This is a genomic window from Nitrosospira sp. TNL200 (assembly GCF_055386305.1).
On the sequence record NZ_AP041003.1, the window covers coordinates 979,648 to 998,385 of the forward strand.

Consider the following 18,738-nt stretch of genomic DNA (forward strand, 5'->3'; position numbering starts at 1 on the left):
GAGGGATGATTAGAAACGGAGGAGACGCCGGATGATCTCCAGCAAGTTGCTTTGGTCGAAGCCGCTCTTTACTACATATGCATTCGCACCCGCGTCCACCCCGCGTTCGCGGTGTTCGCGCGACTCCAACGCTGTGACCAGTACGACTGGAAGGCCGGCAAGCTGCTTGTCCGCGCGTATCTTCGCAGTGAGATCGAAACCGTCCATGCGCGGCATTTCCACATCGGAGACGACAAGATCGAATTTCGCGGTTTTCAGCGCGGTGTATCCATCCACGCCGTCCACGGCCGTACCGACGCGATAGCCTGCCGACTCCAGAATGGCTTTGAGCAAGGTCCGGGAGGTGATGGAATCCTCTACCACCAGGATTGCATGTTCTAGTGTGCTCCCATGCTCTTCATCTGGCGGCCGAGCTGTACTGGATGGCGATGGAGATTCCATGCCCCGATGTTTTATCGCCGATTTCAGCAAGTCCTGTACATTGAGGACAGGTACGACCTGTCCGTTGCCCAGCACGCTTGCGCCGGTGACATTGCGGACACGAGCCAGCGGCCGGATGAGGGTCTTGACCAATACCTCCTGCTCACCCAGAATTTCCTCCACAAGGAACGCTATCTGGAAAGCCTCCGACCCGAGAATCAGAGCTTGAGAGAATGGCTTTGCTTCCGTCTCGGGCCGGACGGGCGTCAATTCGAGCGCATTACTCAGCCCGACGAGGGAAACTGGTTTTCCATCCACCAGAATCGTTTCGCGATTTTTGACCGTCCGGACGTCTTCGCCGGAAAATCGCAGTACGCGTTCCACCCCGGTGGAAGGGATGACGAATAGCTGCCCTCCGGCACGAATGAGAACCCCGCGAAAATTTGCCAGCACGAGGGGAAGAGAGATATGGAAAACGGTTTCGCGGCCCGGTTTGGTTTTTACTACGATGCCGCCGCCAAGCCGCTCGATTTTTTCGCGCACGATGGCCAGCCCCAGCCCACGTCCCGAGATATCCGTGACAGTAGCGCTGGTCGAAAGACCGGAATGAAAAATGAGCAGCGTCGACTCCAGTTCGTCCAGCCGTTCCGCCTCTTCGACCGACATGAAGCCGAGCCTGCAGGCAGCGGCTTTCACCTGGGCGATATCAATGCCTGCGCCATCATCCGATACCAACACTTCCGCTGTACCGCCATCCTTCTGCGAACATGACAATATGATTGTTCCGTGCGCTGGTTTTCCCTTGGCAAGGCGGACTTGCGGCTGCTCGATTCCGTGGTCGATGCAATTGCGCACAAGGTGGATGAGCGGGTCTCTGATCTCCTCCAGTATGTGCCGATCGATTTCGATTCCATCCCCCCTGATGACGAGTTCAATACTTTTGCCCTGCTTGCGCGCGAGTTCGCGGCAGAACCGGGGAAAGACGTCGAGCAGCGAGGAGAATGGCAGCAGCTGCATTTCTTGCACGTCCCGCCGCAAGCTCTCATTCATACTGGCCAGCATACGTTGATCCTGTACGGTGGCATGCTGCAATTGCCCCAGGCGGTCCTCCAGCATTTTCATGCGCAGTTGCTCCGCATCCAGATAGCCGAGTATCCGGGATAGTTCATGTCTGTATCTGGAAGTCGTGGCATCGGTGTTGCCAGCCAATTTCTGTTCAATGAGTCGCAGTGCGGGCTGGATCTGCTGCCGCTGTTTTTTCCATTCCACGAACTCAAAAAAAATCTGGTTCAATTCATTGACGTGCTGGTCGATCTTGAGCCGCGGCAGCAGCAGCTCCTCGATTTGCCGCATGACAGAATCCAGTTTGGTAGTGGAAACCCTGACGGTAGTGGCGCCAAGACCGCGGGCTGGCCGCGGTGCCGGCATTTCATTGCGCGTGCCGGATTCGGCCAGCCTGCCGGCGGAAGCCGCGGAAGAAACAGAAAGAGCGGGGGAGGCCGGCACAACTGCGGTGATGGGTGGCATGATGGCAGGGCTGGTCGATAACCCTTTCAACACATCCTCGAACTGGCGTATCAGAGGTACTGCCAGGGCCTTCTGTCGCACGGCATCGTCATTCGCGGCCAGGAGGCTCGTGAGCATATCGACACCCTGGAGCAACAGATCGATCAAATGAGAGGAAGCCGGGAGACGTTTATTTTTCAAAGCGGCAAAAACCGCTTCCATTGCCTGGCAAACGGATTCCATCTGCGTCAGATTTACTGCTCGCGCCGCGCCTTTCAGGCTGTGCACTTCGCGAAATACGGTTTCAATAATGTCTGCATGCTGCCTGCCCGGCGGTGTTTTCTCCAGGGAGCACAATCCCGAAGACATTACCTGCAGATGCGTCTCGGCTTCGGGACGAAAAGTTGCCAGGAGTCTCTTCAGGAGGTCATCGTTGGTCGGCATGGGATTATGCTCCTGCTATCTGGTGGTCTTGCCGTTGATCATGATGCTCAGCCTGCTACCCATCTCATGCAAGCCCTGCGCCGCCAGTTCCGCCTGCTTCGTACCCGCCACATTCTGCTCGCTAGCTTCCTTGATATTGCCCATCGCCAGCACGATCTGATCCATGCCTATCATCTGCTGCTGGCTGGAAGCGGCGATCTGGGTAGCTGCCTGTGCCGCGTCATTGATGCTGATGGATAGCAGGCGAATCGATTCGCCGGTTTCGCTGGATTGTTTCACGCCAGCTTCCACTGCCTTGTTTCCCTGCTCGGTAGCCAGCACCGCGGTATTCGTGGCTTTCTGGATATCGCCCAGGATCCTTCGCACCTGGCTGGTTGCTTGCCTGGATTGCTCGGCCAGGCTCTTGATCTCCTGCGCCACCACGCCGAAGCTTTTGCCATGTTCGCCGGCGCGAGTCGCTTCGATTGCTGCGTTTACCGCCAGAAGATTGGATTGCTCGGCAAGATCGTTTACCGTCGCGATGATTTCGCCGATGGCTTGGCTCTGTTCGGACAACTGCACGATGCTGCTGGCAATGGATTCCATCTGTTCCTGGATACGGTGCATGCCCTGGATGGCCTCTTCAACGGATTCGCGTCCGGCCCGTGAGACGGTAGAGGCTTTCTGCGCTGTATCGGAAACATATTTCGCTTTCTGGCTCGCGAGTTGCGCGGTCTGCTTGACTTCCTCCACGGTGGCGGTGGTTTCGCTTACGGCAGCGGAGGTTTCGGCGGCGCCCGAGGCAACCTGCGTGGTGGTGGCAAGAATCTCGGCAGAGGAGGATGACAGTTGCGCAATGCTTTCCCGCAGCTGACCGGTTATGGTACGGCCCAGGTTGAGGCCGATGCTCATCCCTGCAAAAATCGCAAATAGCGAAACAATGACCAGGGTAAGAGTGAAAAACCTTACTTCTTCTGCAAGGTTAATCCTTCCTTTATCGAGCAATTTTGTTTGCTCTTCATAAAAATTTTTAGCCTTCTCGATGAGCGCAAGGCTGCGGGGCCGGAAGTCCTTCATGGTGTAGGCGATCGCTTCCTCGTTTTTTTGCTCCGCTGCGAGCCGGAGCACCTCTTGCTGGGCTTGCAGCAATTGCTGCTGGATGGATTCCATTTCGCTGATGACGGCGATTCTCTCCGGTATGCGCATCAAGCGATGCATTTTTGCGAAAATTTCCTTGTACTGGCGATCGTTTGCCTCCAGCAGGGTCTGGTTCAACTGGCGAATATCGGGAAAGAGTAAAATACCCCTCACGTAGCTCTGCTGAGCATATGTGACAGTCATGAGGTCGTTGCCACTTTCCAGCAGCCGCTCGTCCACGTTCAGGAAATCGTCGTAAGTCGTCTGTGTCTGGTGAAGAGCGTGAAAGGCAACGCCGGTCACCAGCGCCAACAGCGCCAGTATGACGACGTAACCGCCGATGATCTTGTGGCTGATGGTCATGTTTCCCCCTTGAAAGCTTCGGCTTCCTCTTATTCCTTTTACAAAATCTCAAGACCAGAATCGAAGAACGCGGGATTCGTGATTATTTGCATGCCTCTTCAGTCATGAGAGCTATTCACCCACCTCTTCCTGCACGACAATGCTTTTGTCCGAGAGGAGTTTTTCGGCATCCAGGACGACCAGCCGCTCCGCGGTTATTCCCTTCAAATAATCTCTGCGGATACCTGTGAGCGTGGGTGGCGAAGGATGGACGTCGGCCAGCAGCACACGGCGCACGCCGGCGATCGCATCGGCCAGGACACTGAATAGCGCTTCTCCGGATCTCAGCACAATGATCTTGTTGAGATCGCCCAGTCCCTTGTCGGGTAGTTCGAAGAATTTCTTGAGATCGATGATGGGAAGCATTTCTCCCCGCAGATTGACGATGCCCAATACAAAGGCTGGGACGCAGGGGAGCGGTGTCAAGCTTTCCAGCACGGCGACTTCACGAATGAAACGTGATTCAATCGCATATCTTTCGTGGGCAAGAACAAATTCCACAACTTCCAGGCTTCCGGCAACGCTTTGTTCGGCCACCGGTTCCTGCGCCAATGCCGATGCCCTTGCTTTCAGTATCCTTTGTATCTCCTGGCTGGATGGTTTCCAGATATCCGCGAGGAAATCATGTGCTGCGGCTACCCGCTGTCCGGCGGTACCGGACAGCAAAGATCGAGCCAGCGGTGGAGGCGTCATTTTGCTATTCATTCAGTTTTTTCCTCCTGTGCCCCCTATTGTCATGGGAGTCGTTGGTGCTGCTTCCATGGGGCGTGGCTGGGTAACCAAGCGAGCGGATGATCTCGATAAGCTGCCCGGCTGTCAGGCCATCCGATTCCGGTAGAGGCGTGCCGGGAGGCAGCTTGCACAGCAGTGACAGCGTATTGGCGAAGTGGCGTCCAGCTTCACGTTTTCGCCCCTGTGACAAGTGGAGACTGGCCAATGCGAAATAGGCGAGCACGAAATCCGGATCGAGATACAGTGTGCGCAACAGGGACTGGACCGCGTTTTTGTCCTGACCGGACTCCAGCTGGAGGGTAGCCATAAGGTAATGGCTGGCGCCATTAAGCTTGTCCGCCGCGATGGCCTTTTCACACCATTTGATGGCTTCGCCGAGCTGGCCCAGGTTCGCGTGGGCGCGGGCGGTATGGTGGTACGACTCACTTTTCTCCTGGCTGGTTCTATCCATATGGGCTTGGGTGCCCGGCATCTTTTTTTTCCATTGAGGCGAATCTGCTTCCGGCGCCACCGATTCTTTCCTTGCGGTTTCCCCGTGTGGATGCACCGGATGCACTTCCGGAAGTCCGCAAGTGTCTGGTGGCGGGAATGGCGGGGCAGAGGCAAGAATCCCGCAAGCAGGCATGTCGATTCGCGGTACGGGAATTTCGCTTTTCTGATAGAGAATCACGCCCGGGAAACTTCTGGCGTAAAATTGAGGAAAGGCGCTACCTTGTACTTCCACAGCGCTGACAATGAGCCAGCCGCCATCTACAAGCGAGCGGTGGAAGTTTCGAACGATTTTCCTTCTCGCTTCCGCACTGAAGTACATCATTACATTGCGGCAGAAGATCATATCCATCGCATCCGTGCCATTGATGGCGGATGGATAGGTGTCTTCTGCAAGGTTGAGGTAGGAAAAGCTTACGCGCCTGCGAATATGCGGCAATATCTCGAACTGCCTGTTCTTTTTCTTCTTGAAGTACCGCTCTTTCATCCAGCCTGGCGTGTCGCGAAAAGACCAGTCACTATAGATTCCGTCAGTTGCTTTTTGCAGGAATACGGGATTGATATCCGTGGCAAGAATGACCGCATTCCATTCCGTGGATGGATGGATGAGCCGATCCAGTATCATGGCTATTGAATAGGCTTCCTCGCCGGTGCAGCAGCCTGCGCTCCAGATGCGCAGCATACGATGGTCGTAGACGCAGGCACGTATCAAATCCGGAAAAATGCGCTCTTCCAGTACTTGAAGAACCCTTTTTTCCCGAAAAAAATACGTTTCGCCCACGGTGAGATGGCGAGCCAGAATTTCGATCTGGGGGCGTGCAAGCGAGGTGGACAGGATATGCCGAACACAGGTTTCGAGGTTTTTCATTCCCAGCGCGGGTACGGCGGCACTAAGTCCCCGCTCAAGATCGCCCCAGCGGTTGACCGGATAATACAAGCCCATCCGATTGGCCAGCTGTTCGCTCAACTGTAGAAGGAGAGGGTGTGGGAGTGTCATTCGCATATCATGCGCATCATGTTTCAGGCGGTTTCCAGCGCGATATCCAAGGCCTTTTCTTCTTCCAGCGAAAGAAATTTGTCCAGATCATGGATGAGGACCAATCCATCCTCGAACTTCAAGATGCCTTCCAGGTACTTGATGCCCGGAACGATGTGCTCCGTCAAGGCCAGGCCATGATCCGGGCATTCGATTACTTCCGTTACCGCATCCGCTATCAGGGCGAGCCGGCGCAGCCCGGCGTGGGCAAGAATCAGCTGGTCATCCAGGACAATTTCGCGTTTCGGCAGGTTGAAGCGCCGCCGAAAGTCGATGACTGGAATAATCCTGCCGTGAATATTGATTACGCCCAATACGATACCCGGTGCGTTCGGCAGCGGCGTGATTTGGGCCACTCGCGCCACCCGATCTACCGAGGGCAGAGGCAGCGCGTAGCTCTGGTCATCCAGGGTGAAAACAAGATATTGATGGGCCATAGCGCGATGGACATAAAGCAGCAAACATGATCTGCTTGAGAAATCAAACTCGATACTGGAGCTTCTGAATAAATCTGGCGGAACGTTACTGGCAAAACTTGAGGTGATCGCAAGGCGCGCAACAATGGTCATGCCAGCGGAGATTGGCTCAGCTCGTCCCAGGATGGTATGAAACATCAGAACGAGTGTTTTGAATAGCTGTAGAATCTTACAGTTGTGGACACATGGTTTTATCCGGAAAACATTGCGGAATGGGCATCCCAGGAAGACCCTGCCTCACGTGTGCGCTCCTGGCGGACGGGATAGCGAAGATATTTGTTTCCTTGGGGGAAAGCTGTGCCCTGCGCTTCGGGGGCCGGATTTAGCGCATCTTGATGAACTGCTGAATGAAGGCGTCGCCGGTGTTATAGGCCATGTAATTGGTGGTCCGGTAGGCATTGAATGCCACTTTATCGACCACCACGTGATCGAAGAAGGGTATGAACTGCCAGCGCAAGATCGGATAGCTGGAAAAGCAGGGGATCAGCGCACCGCCCTTTTTTAATGTCCGGACCAGTTGCGGGACGATTTCCTGCCACAGAACTTCATCTTCACGCAGTTCCTTCGGCAGGTGCGGATCGAAGAAAATGCCATCGAAGCTTTCTGTCTCCAGTTCATGGAGGTAATCGAAGAAGTCGGCATGGACTATTTCGAGCGCGGAGGGGGGCGAGGGGTTGCATTCCTGGAAAAGATCGATCACTTTCCGGTATTTTTCGATCACGACATGGCGGTGAGTGCGCGGGTTGCCGGCGATGCGCAGCGCGGATATTCCCAACCCCAGCCCGACCTCCAGGAACGTGGATCCGAACTGGCACAGCAGGTCGGATGACAGGCACATCAACTCGCGTTCCCATGCTTGCATGGCCTGGTCTCCGTCGATCATCAGTGTGACCTCGCCTTCGCGTTCGAGAAGCGCGATCTCAGGAGCGTCTGGTTGGCGCTGGTGCATTTGTTTCCTCCTGTTCGAAATCTGTGCGCAGGGAAGAGGTTTGGAGGCGATGCTGCTCGCGGGATAGTCGCTCGATCGCGAGTGGCGGCTGCGCATTGCGTTCCTGCGCCGCGCCGATGGCGCAAGCCAGCTGCGCCACCGTGGGAGCGTCGAAGATTCGCCGCAGTGGAAGGTCCAGTTTTAGCCGAGCCATGACTGCGGCGAGTACACGAATTGCCGCCAGCGAGTGGCCACCCAGATCGAAAAAATTGTCGTCGACGCCGATCTGCTCCACGCCGAGCACATCCGACCAGATGCCGCACAGAATTCGTTCTATTTCGGTGCGAGGCGCCGTGGTGTGCGTTATCCGCTGCTGCTCGCGATTTGGCGCGGGCAGCGCGCGCCGGTCGATCTTGCCATTGCTGGTCAACGGAAGGCGTTCCAGCCATACGACGCGGGCCGGAATCATGTAGTCGGGCAGGCGCGAGCGCAGGAAGCGCAGCACATCCGCTTCAGTGATCATCGCGCTTTCCTGCCCCTTCCGTCTTACCGCGTAGGCGATCAGGCGGCCTCCGGCATGGATCTGCTCCTGCAGGATGCGGGCCTGTGTTACCGCAGGATGCTGCTCCAGGGCGGCGATTACCTCGCCAAGCTCGACGCGAAAGCCGCGTATCTTGATCTGCTCGTCCGCTCTCCCCACAAAAACGACATTGCCATCGGGAAGGTACCGGCCGAGATCGCCGGTCTGGAACATCCGGTCGCCTGCCGCGTCGCGAACGGTCCGGAAGGGGTTGGCGATGTACAAGCGTGCTGTCAGGCCGGGATCATCCCTGTAACCGCGAGAGAGATAAGGGCTGCGGATATGAATCTGGCCCAGCTCGCCAATGCCTGCCTGCACTCCGGGTGCAGACTGGATGATGAGTTGCGCGCCGTCTATGCCGCGGCCCAATGGCATGAATGGTATGAGTGGCATGGCCGTGTCGGGAGGGGCCGGGCACCATGCCATCGCCTGAGGCGTTTCCGTCGTGCCGTAGAAGTTTACTATCTCCACATTCGGGGCGTATGGCCGCAGGGCCGAGATGAAGGCGCCATCGAGCACGTCGCCGCCAAAGAAAAGGTAGCGCAATGACGGCAGTGAGGCCTTTCCGCAGGCTTGTGCGATTGCCCGCGCTCCATCCAGCAGCATGGCTCCCATCGCGGGAGTCAGGTGCATGACACTGATCCGTTCGTGGTTGACCCATTCCGCTAGGCGCGCCGCCGACGCGAGATCTTCCACGGCCGGGATGCACAGGGTCGCGCCGAGCGCGAGGGGCGTCAGTACGTCGCGCAGGAATGGATCGTGCGATAGCCCGGATACGCAACTGAAGCGGTCCGCCGCGTTCAGCCCGAATGTCGTTATGTGCCAGTCCACGAAATGAGACAGGGGCGCATGCAATCCCTCGATCACGCGTGGAACACCGGTAGTCCCGGAGGTGAAAGCCAGGTATGCCAGACTATCCGGGCAAAGATGGGTTTCCGGCATCCCCAGGGTCTTTGGTTGTTCACTCGTGCCTGTTCCAGTATCACGCGGAAGCGAGAGGCGAGCCTTCAAGGCTTGCTGGCCGAGAAATGACGCGAGTTCTTCCGGTAGTTGCTCGCCAGTCTCGCCTGCTACGTTGGCTGCAAGGCTGATCCAGCCGCTGGGTTTGGCCAGGCGCAGGCACGCTATCAAGCGGGCTGCGGGGTAGGCGGGTTCCAGGATTATGAATGCAGCACCGGCTTCGAGCACGCCCAGGATGGCGATAGCGTGCGCCGTGCTTCTACTGCCGAAGATCGCGACTACCTCTCCCGGGCCGATGCCAAGCTGACGCAGGCGGTTCGCCACGGCATTGGCCTCCGTTTCCAGTTCACCATAGGTCCATGACCGGGCTCCGTCCGAGAGCGCGATGCGATCGGAGATATCGGAGGCGTGCCGGGTGATGAAGCGGTGGATTGCCTGCCATGGCCGCGTGGGCAGGGACTGGCGAGGGTCCGGCAGGAGCGTTCGTGCGGCGGCGGTTACCAGTTCGTGGCTTTCGATCGGTGCCGACGGCGCAGCAGCCACTTTTTGCAGAAGGAGCCGATACTGCGCCAGCATCTCACTGATTCGCGCATGCGTGAACAATTCAGTCCGGTAGACCGCCTTGAGATGCAGGCCCTCAGCCGTTTCTTCCGCGTAAAAGGTCAGATCGAAGCGCGCCAGCGCTTCAGCCGGGCCGCCAAGCGTTTCCTTCGGCAATTCTGCTCCGGGCAGGTCGATGCGTGCTTCCGCATAGTTGAGCATGTTGAGGAATACCTGAAAGACCGGCGTCCACGCGGCGCTGCGTTGAGGCTGCAGCGCTTCGAGAAGGCGCTCGAATGGCAGGTCGGCATGGGCAAATCCACCAAGCGCCGCTTCCCGCGCGTCATGCAGGACCTCAAAAAAACTCATGCCGGCCCGTACTCTCGTCCTCAATGCCATGGTATTGAGGAAGCAGCCGATCAGTTGCTCGGTATTCCGGTTCGAGCGGCCGGCGATGGGCGTTCCGATGACGATATCGTCCTGCCCGCTCAAGCGGTATAGCAGGACCGCCAGGGCGGCGAGAAGCGTCATGAAGGGTGTCGCCTTTGCAAAATGGCCGAGTTCCGCTATTCCCCTCGCAATATCCGGTTCGATCATTAGCGCCTGGCTTGCGCCTTCCGCGCCCTGAATGGGCGGACGATGAAAGTCCGCAGGAAGGGCCAGCAAGGGCGGTGCGCCCTCCAGGTGCTGCCTCCAGTAGGCTAACTGGCGGTCGAGCATCTCTGAGGCCAGTCTGGAACGCTGCCAGATAGCATAGTCCGCATACTGGATAGGGAGTTCCGGCAATTGGCCCGGTATTCCTTCGGCATACCACAGGTAAAGCCGGGAGAGCTCGCGGTAAAAAACCGCCATTGACCATCCGTCTGCGACGATGTGATGGGTGACGAGCAGGAGAACATGGGTATTGCTATCCGGGCTGTCCGCATTGCCTGTACTGCCTATATTGCCTATCCTGCCCAGGCGCACCAATGTGGCGCGCAGCAAAGGGCCGCTGGCCAGGTCGAATGGCCGCCGCGTCTCCTTCCAGACCAGGCGTTCCAGTTCTGCTGCCCGTTCCGGTTCGGATGTCTCCCGAAGATCGTGAACCAGCAGTGGAATATGCACGGCCGGCTCGACTATCTGGACAGGCCGATCGTCATGCAGTGCAAAACGTGTGCGCAATACTTCATGCCGGCTCACTATTCCGTTAATACTTTGCTCGAGTGCCTGTTCGTTTATTGCCCCCCGCAGCCAGATGGGCATGGGGACGTTGTACAGCGGCGACCCGGGGTCGAGCCGATGGAGAAACCACATGCGCTCCTGGGCGAACGAGAGCGGAATCTCGGACATGCCGGGAGGGCGGGGCGTGGGCTCGCAGGCAACAGGCATCCGCTGCCTGCCGGCTAGCCACTGGTCGAGCAGCGCCCGCTTGGCGTCGCTCAATCCGGTCCTGTTGTCCATGCGCGAGCTGGCTGCCATATATTGCCGGCTAAATTGAAGTCATTTGGCTTCAGTCCCTCCCCATTCCGCTCATCACGCGCTGTGCCTCTTCTTCGCTTAGCCGGGCCAGCTCATCCAGCAGCAGCGCCTCGATCAGGGCAGCAAGGTCGCGCACCGTTGGCGCATCGAAGAAGCTGTGCAGCGGCAGGTCCAGCTGGAATGTCGAGCGGACCCGCGAAACAAGCTGGATCGCAAGCAAGGAATGGCCACCGTACTCAAAAAAATTGTCGGTGACGCCTACTTCCTCCAGACCCAGCAATTCGCGCCAGATCTGCGCGAGAATCTGCTCTGTCGGTGTCTGCGGAGCAATTCGGGGCGCACTTCGGGCGGGTAGGCGCACTGCCGGTATCTGCTCACGCGGAATAAGGCCGGCCAGCGCATCCGCCGGTTGCTGGATGTCCTCGGCCATGCTCGCCAGCACCGACCACAAATGCTCGATCATATGGGCGGTTGCTTCGCCATGAAACCGGTGCGTGTCATAAATAATGCGCACCACCAATTCCTCTTCCGCACTGACCAGCACCGCGAGGGCGTGGCGTGTCTGCGCGCCGACGAACTCGTTTTCCCGGTTTGTCGCCGGGTGCGCCGCGTCGTCCATGGGATAGTTCTCGAAAACCAGCACGCTCTCATACAAAGGCAGCGTACCGGGCACTTCGGACCACTGGTGTATCTGGCCTGCGGAGCAGTATTCATATTGGCGCATTGCCAGATGCTCCGCCTGGACCTGGTCGAGCCAGATCGTCAGGGGCTTGCCTGGCTCGATCTTCAGCCGCAGCGGCAGCGTGGTGATGAAAAGCCCAACCATCCGTTCGACGCCGGCCAGCTCCGGCGGCCGGCCAGAGACAGTAGTTCCATAGACGATATCGCGCTGCCCGCTGTAGCGGCTGAGCAGGACGGCCCAAGCACCCTGCAGCAGCGTATTCAAGGTCAGGCCGTGGGCGAATCCGGTTGACTGGAGCGCCACCAGCAGGCTGCGGGGAAGGTGGAATTCACGATAGCCATAGCGCTCCTCGCTCCCGTCCTGGGCCGTCAAAGCAGCCGGAGCAATTTCGCCAACCCGGTCGTTCCCGCTTTCCGGCTGTCCCAGCGGCGTCGGGCGGGAGAAGCCGCTCAACCTGCCGCACCAGAATGCCTCGGCCTCACGGAGATCCTGGCGGGCGAGCCAGTTGATGTAATCGCGATACGGGCGGCTTGGCTTCGGACTCCACTCCAGGTGGCGGCAGCGTGCATTGTAAAAGTGGGACACGTCGCGGCTGATGATCGAAAGGCTCCAGCCGTCCAGCAGAATATGGTGGTGGGTCCATACCGCGACCCAGGATTTATCGCTCATCCGGATCGCTGCCAGGCGCATGAGCGGAGCCTGAGTGAGGACGAAGCCACGCTTGCGGTCCTTGCGCAGGATCGCGGCGAGGCGCTTCTGCCTGGCGGATTCATCCAGTTCGCCTAGATCATGCTGCTCAAACGGTATATCGGCATGCGACATGACGGCTTGCAGCGGTTCTTTCTGGTTGCGCCAGACAAAAGCGGTGCGCAATGCGGGGTGCCAATCCACCACGCGTTGCCAGCTTTCCCGCCAAGCTGCCATGTTCCAGCTGTCGTCGAACACGAAGGTTTTCTGCTCGATATGCATGCCCGAGCCAGCCGAACCAGACGAGCCAGCCATGCCAGCCGTGCCAGCCGTGTAAAGGCTCTCGAACAACATGCCGAGCTGTTGCGGCGATAACGCATGGATGGCCTCGATGCCCTTCCTGCTCATCGTTCCCTCTCCTGTGCTATCCCTAGCTCAGCAAGGGCCTGGTCCAGTTCGGCCTGGCTGAGGCCAGTCTCCGGAAAATCCGAGGGGTGGTAAGCCCGAGGAGCATGGCGGCATTCCATAGTCAAAGCCTCCAGCACGGCATGGAACCGGGCCGCCAGCGAAGCGATCGTTGCCGGCATATGGCAATCGGCGGCGTAGGTGAACTCGGCGGACAGGGCGCCATCGATGATCTCGGCGTTCAGCTCGATCAGGTGACTGCGCGGCTGGCGCGGGCTGCGGCTCGGTCCGCTTGATTGCGTGGCAGGACGCCAGAGCGATCCGGCCGAGGGGCCTTGCCGGGATTGACCCATGAAATTGAAGATCACTTCGGGCCGTGGCAGGGCAGCCATAACCTGCTGGCAATCGGTGTCGGCCAGATAGCGCAACAAGCCAAAGGCGAGCGTGCGCCGAGACCACTCGGGCAGCCCGGATAACTGCTCATGTATCCGGACGAGACGGTCGATCGGCTTGCACGGCGCGCCGATATCGATCAAAACGGGGCATATGGTGGTGAACCAGCCGACCGTGTGGGTAAGGTCGACTTCACTATCGAGATCTTCGCGGCCATGTCCTTCGATATCCATAAGCTGAAGGCTGTTGCCTGTCCATCCGCCCAGCGCCTGGGCAAGCGCCGCAATCAACGCATCATGAATGGGGACGTGCCAGGTGCGCGGCAGGTTGGTAGTCAATATGCGCGTTTTCTCCGGGGCGAGCGATACCGTTATGCGGACGGCCGAGCCTTCGAGATTACGGCTGCCTTCGAAATCGCGCGGCAGCGGAGCCACCTTGGCGGAGCCGATGGCGCCAAATGCCGCGAGGTGCATCCGGATCTGGGGAGAATGGGCCAGTGCTGAAAGATTGGCGGCCCAGCGTGCGTAGGATGTAGTCGGCATGGGAAGGCGAACAGGCCGCCCCGACTGCAGCTGGAGGCAGGCGGTTCCCAGTTCTTCGAGGATGATGCGCCAGGAGACCGCATCGACGATGAGATGATGCATTACCAGCAGGAGTCGCGATGGTTCTCCCGAGTTCTGGAACAGCACCAGGCGAACCAGGGGGCCATTTTCCAGATCAAGGCTCTCCTGGGCCGCCGCGCAGCGCTTTTCCAGATCGCTGGCTGGTTCCACCGAGAATGCGATGGTTTCACCGGAAGCTGCCAATACGGGGCTCCAGCCGCTATCTCGCCTGCGGAATCGCATACGCAGCGCATCATGGCGCTCCGCCACTATTTTTATTGCCTGCTCCAGCAGGCCTGGCGCCAGGAGTACATCGAGCTCCAGCAGCAGAGCCTGGTTGAAGTGCCCTGCATCCGGCAGATCGCGCTCGAAAAACCAGGACTGGATCGGCGTGAGCGGGATCTCGCCCGCGGGAACGTTCTTTTCTTCCAGCCGATCTTCGGTTTTTCCGGCGGCCACGCCGGCAACTACCGCCACGCGTTCCAGGGTTTTTTCTTCAAAAATTTGCTTTGGCGTAATCTTCAGTCCCTGCTCGCTTGCTCTGGCAACGATCTGGATGCTGAGAATAGAATCCCCGCCCAGTTCGAAAAAATTATCGTCGATACCGACGCGATCGATGCCCAGTACTTCTCCCCAGATTGCAGCCAGAAGCTTTTCGCGGAAGGAAAGCGGCGCGCGGTAGCCCTGTTCCCGGTCCCGCTCGGCATGTTCGGCTGCAGGCAGTGCCGAATGGTCGATTTTGCCATTCGGCGTGAGTGGCCAGCCCGGGAGGACGACGATGGCGGTAGGCGCCATGTAATCCGGTAGGCGTTCGAGCAGGTGCGTTTTCAACTGCCGCACCAGTTCCTGTGTTGCGGCCAGTCCCAGCGGGTTGTTGCAATACCGCGTCAACTCCACCGTGCCGGATGGGGCAGACCGGGGCCACTGGTTGAAATCAGCCTCGATCCCCGGTTGCGTCAGCAACATGTCAAATCGGCCATCCGCCGCGCCGGGAGTCCAGCGGATGCGGCAATCGTAGCCGGCCGCTTCGGCCAGTGTCCAGCAGGACTCGGGATCCACCGATTCCGCAACCTGGTCGCGGAGGATGTTACGAAGGTCTCCCACCTTGCCTGAAGCGTTATCCCTGAAAAGGGCGTAATGCAGGCGGGCAGCCTCTGCGGTGCGCGCATTGGCCATGCCGCTTATTTCGATGGACTCCGGCGCTTCCTCTACAAGTATGCGCTCGAGTGTTCCGGGCGATAACGGCTGACCGCGCCAATCCATGCTTCGTGCTGGCCGCCCCGGCGAGCCCGAATTACCGGGCGGCCGGTCCAGTCGGAGAAGCGCATCGTAGCGAAATGCGATCATTTCGTTATGGAATCGCCCACGCCGCAGCGGCGTTTCGGCATGGCCAATGCGTGGGAGCCGTTGGGCGAGGACCTGGAACAATTCGGGATCGATCACCAGTTCCTGTTCCTGGGCAACGCGGCTCCGGATCTTTTGCTGCAAGCGCTGCAATGGCATGGAGGGCGCGGTATTGGCAAACTCCACCGAGGCGTGGAAAGCGTCCAGCAGGGGCAGGGAGCGGATATCGCCAATAAAAACCGTTCCGCCGGCTGTCGTTACACCAAGCGCTCCTTCAATCACCCGCAGCAGGTAGGCCATGCCCGGGAAATACTGGATCACCGAATTGAGTATCACCACATCGAAAAACCCTGGGGGCAAGCCTTCGAAATCATCCGCCGTCCGTTGTGAAAGCGTGACGTTTGCCATATCCGGGCGGCCAAGGCCGCGTTCGATCAAGGCCAGTGCCGCCGCGGAAAAATCTGTCGCGAAATATTGCTGGCAAAACGGAGCGAGGCGATAGAGAAGCATGCCCGAGCCGCAACCGATTTCGAGAATGCGGCACGGCTTGAGCGCGGCGATGCGTTTCACCGTGCCTTCGACCCATTCCTTCATTTCCTCTTCGGAAAACGGCAGGCCAGTGTAGCTGCTGTTCCATCCGGCTATGTTAAATACCGCATGGCCGCTACGGGTATCCGATTCCCGATAGACTTGGTCATATAGAGTTTGCCAATAGCCGACCTGCCTGTTTTCGCTGGCAGCGGGAACCGATTTCAAGAGCCGGGAATCAGGGACGACATAGGCGACCAGCCTGGATTTTCCGGTGGTGCCTTCGCGCGCCATGACGGCTGTGCTCTCCACCAGAGGATGATCCGCCAAAACGGCTTCGATTTCACCGAGCTCGATCCTGTGCCCGTTTATTTTGACCTGGTTATCAAGTCGCCCCAGGAAAGCGATGGTTCCATCCTCGCGAAAGCAGGCGAGATCACCCGTGCGGTAAAGCCGTGCCGGCGGCATGTTGCAAAATGGATCCGCGACAAATCTCTCGCGTGTCCATTCCGGACGGTGGCGATAGCCGCGCGCCAGGCTGTCGCCGCCGATATGGAGTTCACCTGCGATGCCTATGGGCACGGGTTCGAGGTTCTGATCCAGGATATATATCCGGGTATTGGTTATCGGTCGTCCGATGTCCGGCAGGCCTGCCTGTCCTGTCTGGCCAATGGACGGCGAGACGGCGCCGAAGGTCGCGACCACCGTGCTTTCGGTCGGTCCATAATGGTTGATGAGCGGGCAGGGAAGCGTGGGCGGCGGCGCGCGCCTCAGCCGATCTCCCCCAGTGAGGAGGGCGCGAAGCGGAAGCTGCTCCGGCCATGTTTCGTTGAACATCAGTTCCGCCAGGGGCGTGGGGACGAAGCTGAGCGTGATTTTCTGTTCGGCCAGCCAGCCTATCAGGGCGGTGGGCGAGGCGCGCGTTGCATCGTCCATGATATGCAGGCTGGCGCCGGCGGCAAGGCAGGGCCAGATCTCCCACACTGAAGCGTCGAACGCCTGGCTGGCGATCTGCGACATGCGGTCCTCCGGCATCACCGCATAGTTGGAAATATGCCAATCGGCAAGATTGGCCAGACCGCCGTGAGTAATCTCGACCCCCTTGGGCACGCCTGTCGATCCCGAGGTATAAACGACATAGGCGAGGTTTTCCGCCATAACCCTGCATGAGGGATTATGGTCGGGCTGGGCATCCACCTCGGCTGGGAGGGCATCGATCAAGATGATTTTTTCCGCGCTGACCGGCATGGCCTGCAGCCTGGAGCTCAATGCGCGCTCGGCCAGCAGCGCATGGACCCCAGCATCCTCGATGCAGAACGCGACACGGGCCGCAGGATAGGCGGGATCGATGGAGAGGAAAGCCCCGCCCGCCTTGGATATCGCCAGCTGCGCGATCACCATCTCCGGTGTGCGGGTGGTAAAGAGGGCGACCAGGGTGTCCGGGCCGATATCCCGCTTGCGGAGATAATGGGCCAATCGGTTGGCGCGCCGGTTGATCTCGCCATAGGTCAGCATCCGCCCGGCAGCGGTGATGGCGAGTGCGTTCGGCTGTTTCCCGGCATAGTCTTCAATGCGACGGTAAGCCGGAGAGTCCCATGGAGGACGGCGCTCGCCATGAGCAAAGACAGTGACGAGCTGGCGGTGTTCTTCGGAAGAGAGCAGCGACAGCTTCCCGATCGCCAGACTGGCCGGGCTCGTGCACAGATTTTCCAGCAAGGTGCGGAAGTGCCCGGCGAGCCTGTCGATCGCCGCCTCACCAAAACGATCTCCCTGGTAAAGCAACCGGATCTCTATCGGCGAACCGGGCATGACGATGAGGCTCAAGGGAAAATTCGTCCGGGAATGAGAACGCAGAGGATACAGGCGAAAATCTGCCTGGCCGGGATCGGCAGTCGCTTCCCTGGCGGCACCCATCTCGGGAAGGGGATAATTCTCGAAGCCCAGGATGCTTTCGAACAAGGGCTGGCCGGAGGAGATCTCCGACCAGCCACGGATTTTAGCCAGAGGAATATGCTGAAACTGCCGGCCGGTCATCTGCGCATCCTGCAGCGCGCGCAGCCATTCGACCACCGGCATATCGCGATCCACGGCCACTCGCGCCGGCAAGGTGTTGATGAATAGTCCGACCATCTCCTCCACGCCCGGCAGTTCCGGCGGGCGGCCGGAAACGGTATAGCCCCATACCACATCGGCCTGGCCGCTGTAGCGGCTGAGCAGCAAGGCCCAGGCTCCCTGAACCAGGGTATTAAGTGTCAGGCGGTGAGTGCGCCCGAAAGTCCTTAGAGACTCCGCCAGCGTTTCCGGAAGGAAGTGGCTGCGAGCGCCGTAATGCGGGTTTGCCGATACAGCGTGATTTGCAGTGCTTCCAAGCGGAGTGGAGGCGTTGAAGCCCCGAAGAAGATTGCGCCAGTATTTCTCGGCGTTGGCCGAGTCCTGTTCGCTCAGCCACTGTATGTAGCTGCGAAAGGGCGGCACAGGCGCCAAATCCAGCGTATGGCCCTGGCATGAAGCGACATAATGGCCGAACACCTCCCGCAGTACGAGCGGCACGCTCCAGCCGTCCAGCAGCAAATGGTGGTGGCTCCAGATAAAGAAGCGCCGGTGAGGCGCGCGTTCCACGAGCGTGAGGCGCATCAGGGGCGCAACCGAAAGATCGAACCCATGTTGCCGGTCCAGTTCGAGAAATTCGTCCAGCCGCCTCTCATGGTCGTCAATGGGAAGATGCGTCCAATCCAGCCGGTCGAGGACCGGTGCAGCACTGCAGTAGACCACCTGCACTGGTTCTTCTAGCCCCTCCCAGGCAAACACCGTTCGCAGCGCGGGGTGGCGGGAAACGACGAACTGCCAGGCCTGTTCGAATGCGTCGGCATGAAATGTTCCCTCCAGCGCCCAGCCCAACTGCTCGACGTAGATGCCGGAGCCAGGCTCGTAAAGGCTGTGAAACAGAAGCCCCTGCTGAAGCGGCGACAGCGGGTAGATGTCTTCGATATTGGCTGCGTTATCCACGATT

Annotated in this window: 9 protein-coding genes; all 9 read right to left on the minus strand. The window is 59.0% G+C overall.

The window, feature by feature from the left end; translation table 11 throughout:
* Nucleotides 1-9: 9 nt before the first annotated feature.
* Nucleotides 10-2,370 carry a hybrid sensor histidine kinase/response regulator gene (locus tag ACZ5CE_RS04390; RefSeq protein ID WP_464576576.1) on the minus strand — a complete coding sequence of 787 codons (2,361 nt, stop codon included), beginning with the start codon at nucleotides 2,368-2,370 and terminating at the stop codon, nucleotides 10-12.
* Between the two features lie 15 nt (nucleotides 2,371-2,385).
* Nucleotides 2,386-3,849 carry a HAMP domain-containing methyl-accepting chemotaxis protein gene (locus ACZ5CE_RS04395; protein ID WP_464576577.1) on the minus strand — a complete coding sequence of 488 codons (1,464 nt, stop codon included), beginning with the start codon at nucleotides 3,847-3,849 and terminating at the stop codon, nucleotides 2,386-2,388.
* Between the two features lie 111 nt (nucleotides 3,850-3,960).
* Nucleotides 3,961-4,593: a chemotaxis protein CheW gene (locus tag ACZ5CE_RS04400; RefSeq protein ID WP_464576579.1), complete on the minus strand. Its 633-nt coding sequence runs from the start codon at nucleotides 4,591-4,593 to the stop codon at nucleotides 3,961-3,963.
* Nucleotides 4,586-6,106 (minus strand): CheR family methyltransferase, encoded by a 1,521-nt coding sequence (locus ACZ5CE_RS04405; protein ID WP_464576581.1) that lies wholly within the window; start codon nucleotides 6,104-6,106, stop codon nucleotides 4,586-4,588. Before ACZ5CE_RS04405 ends, ACZ5CE_RS04400 begins: the two co-directional genes overlap by 8 nt.
* Before the next feature lie 23 nt (nucleotides 6,107-6,129).
* A complete protein-coding gene (locus ACZ5CE_RS04410) occupies nucleotides 6,130-6,606 on the minus strand; it encodes a chemotaxis protein CheW (RefSeq protein ID WP_464576583.1) in 477 nt (158 codons plus the stop codon).
* Between the two features lie 337 nt (nucleotides 6,607-6,943).
* Nucleotides 6,944-7,570 (minus strand): class I SAM-dependent methyltransferase, encoded by a 627-nt coding sequence (locus ACZ5CE_RS04415; protein WP_464576585.1) that lies wholly within the window; start codon nucleotides 7,568-7,570, stop codon nucleotides 6,944-6,946.
* On the minus strand, nucleotides 7,542-11,087 hold the full coding sequence (locus tag ACZ5CE_RS04420; protein ID WP_464576587.1) for an amino acid adenylation domain-containing protein: 3,546 nt from the start codon (nucleotides 11,085-11,087) through the stop codon (nucleotides 7,542-7,544). Before ACZ5CE_RS04420 ends, ACZ5CE_RS04415 begins: the two co-directional genes overlap by 29 nt.
* A gap of 31 nt (nucleotides 11,088-11,118) precedes the next feature.
* Nucleotides 11,119-12,864 (minus strand): condensation domain-containing protein, encoded by a 1,746-nt coding sequence (locus ACZ5CE_RS04425; RefSeq protein WP_464576589.1) that lies wholly within the window; start codon nucleotides 12,862-12,864, stop codon nucleotides 11,119-11,121.
* Nucleotides 12,861-18,734: an amino acid adenylation domain-containing protein gene (locus ACZ5CE_RS04430; protein WP_464576590.1), complete on the minus strand. Its 5,874-nt coding sequence runs from the start codon at nucleotides 18,732-18,734 to the stop codon at nucleotides 12,861-12,863. Before ACZ5CE_RS04430 ends, ACZ5CE_RS04425 begins: the two co-directional genes overlap by 4 nt.
* Between the last annotated feature and the right edge of the window lie 4 nt (nucleotides 18,735-18,738).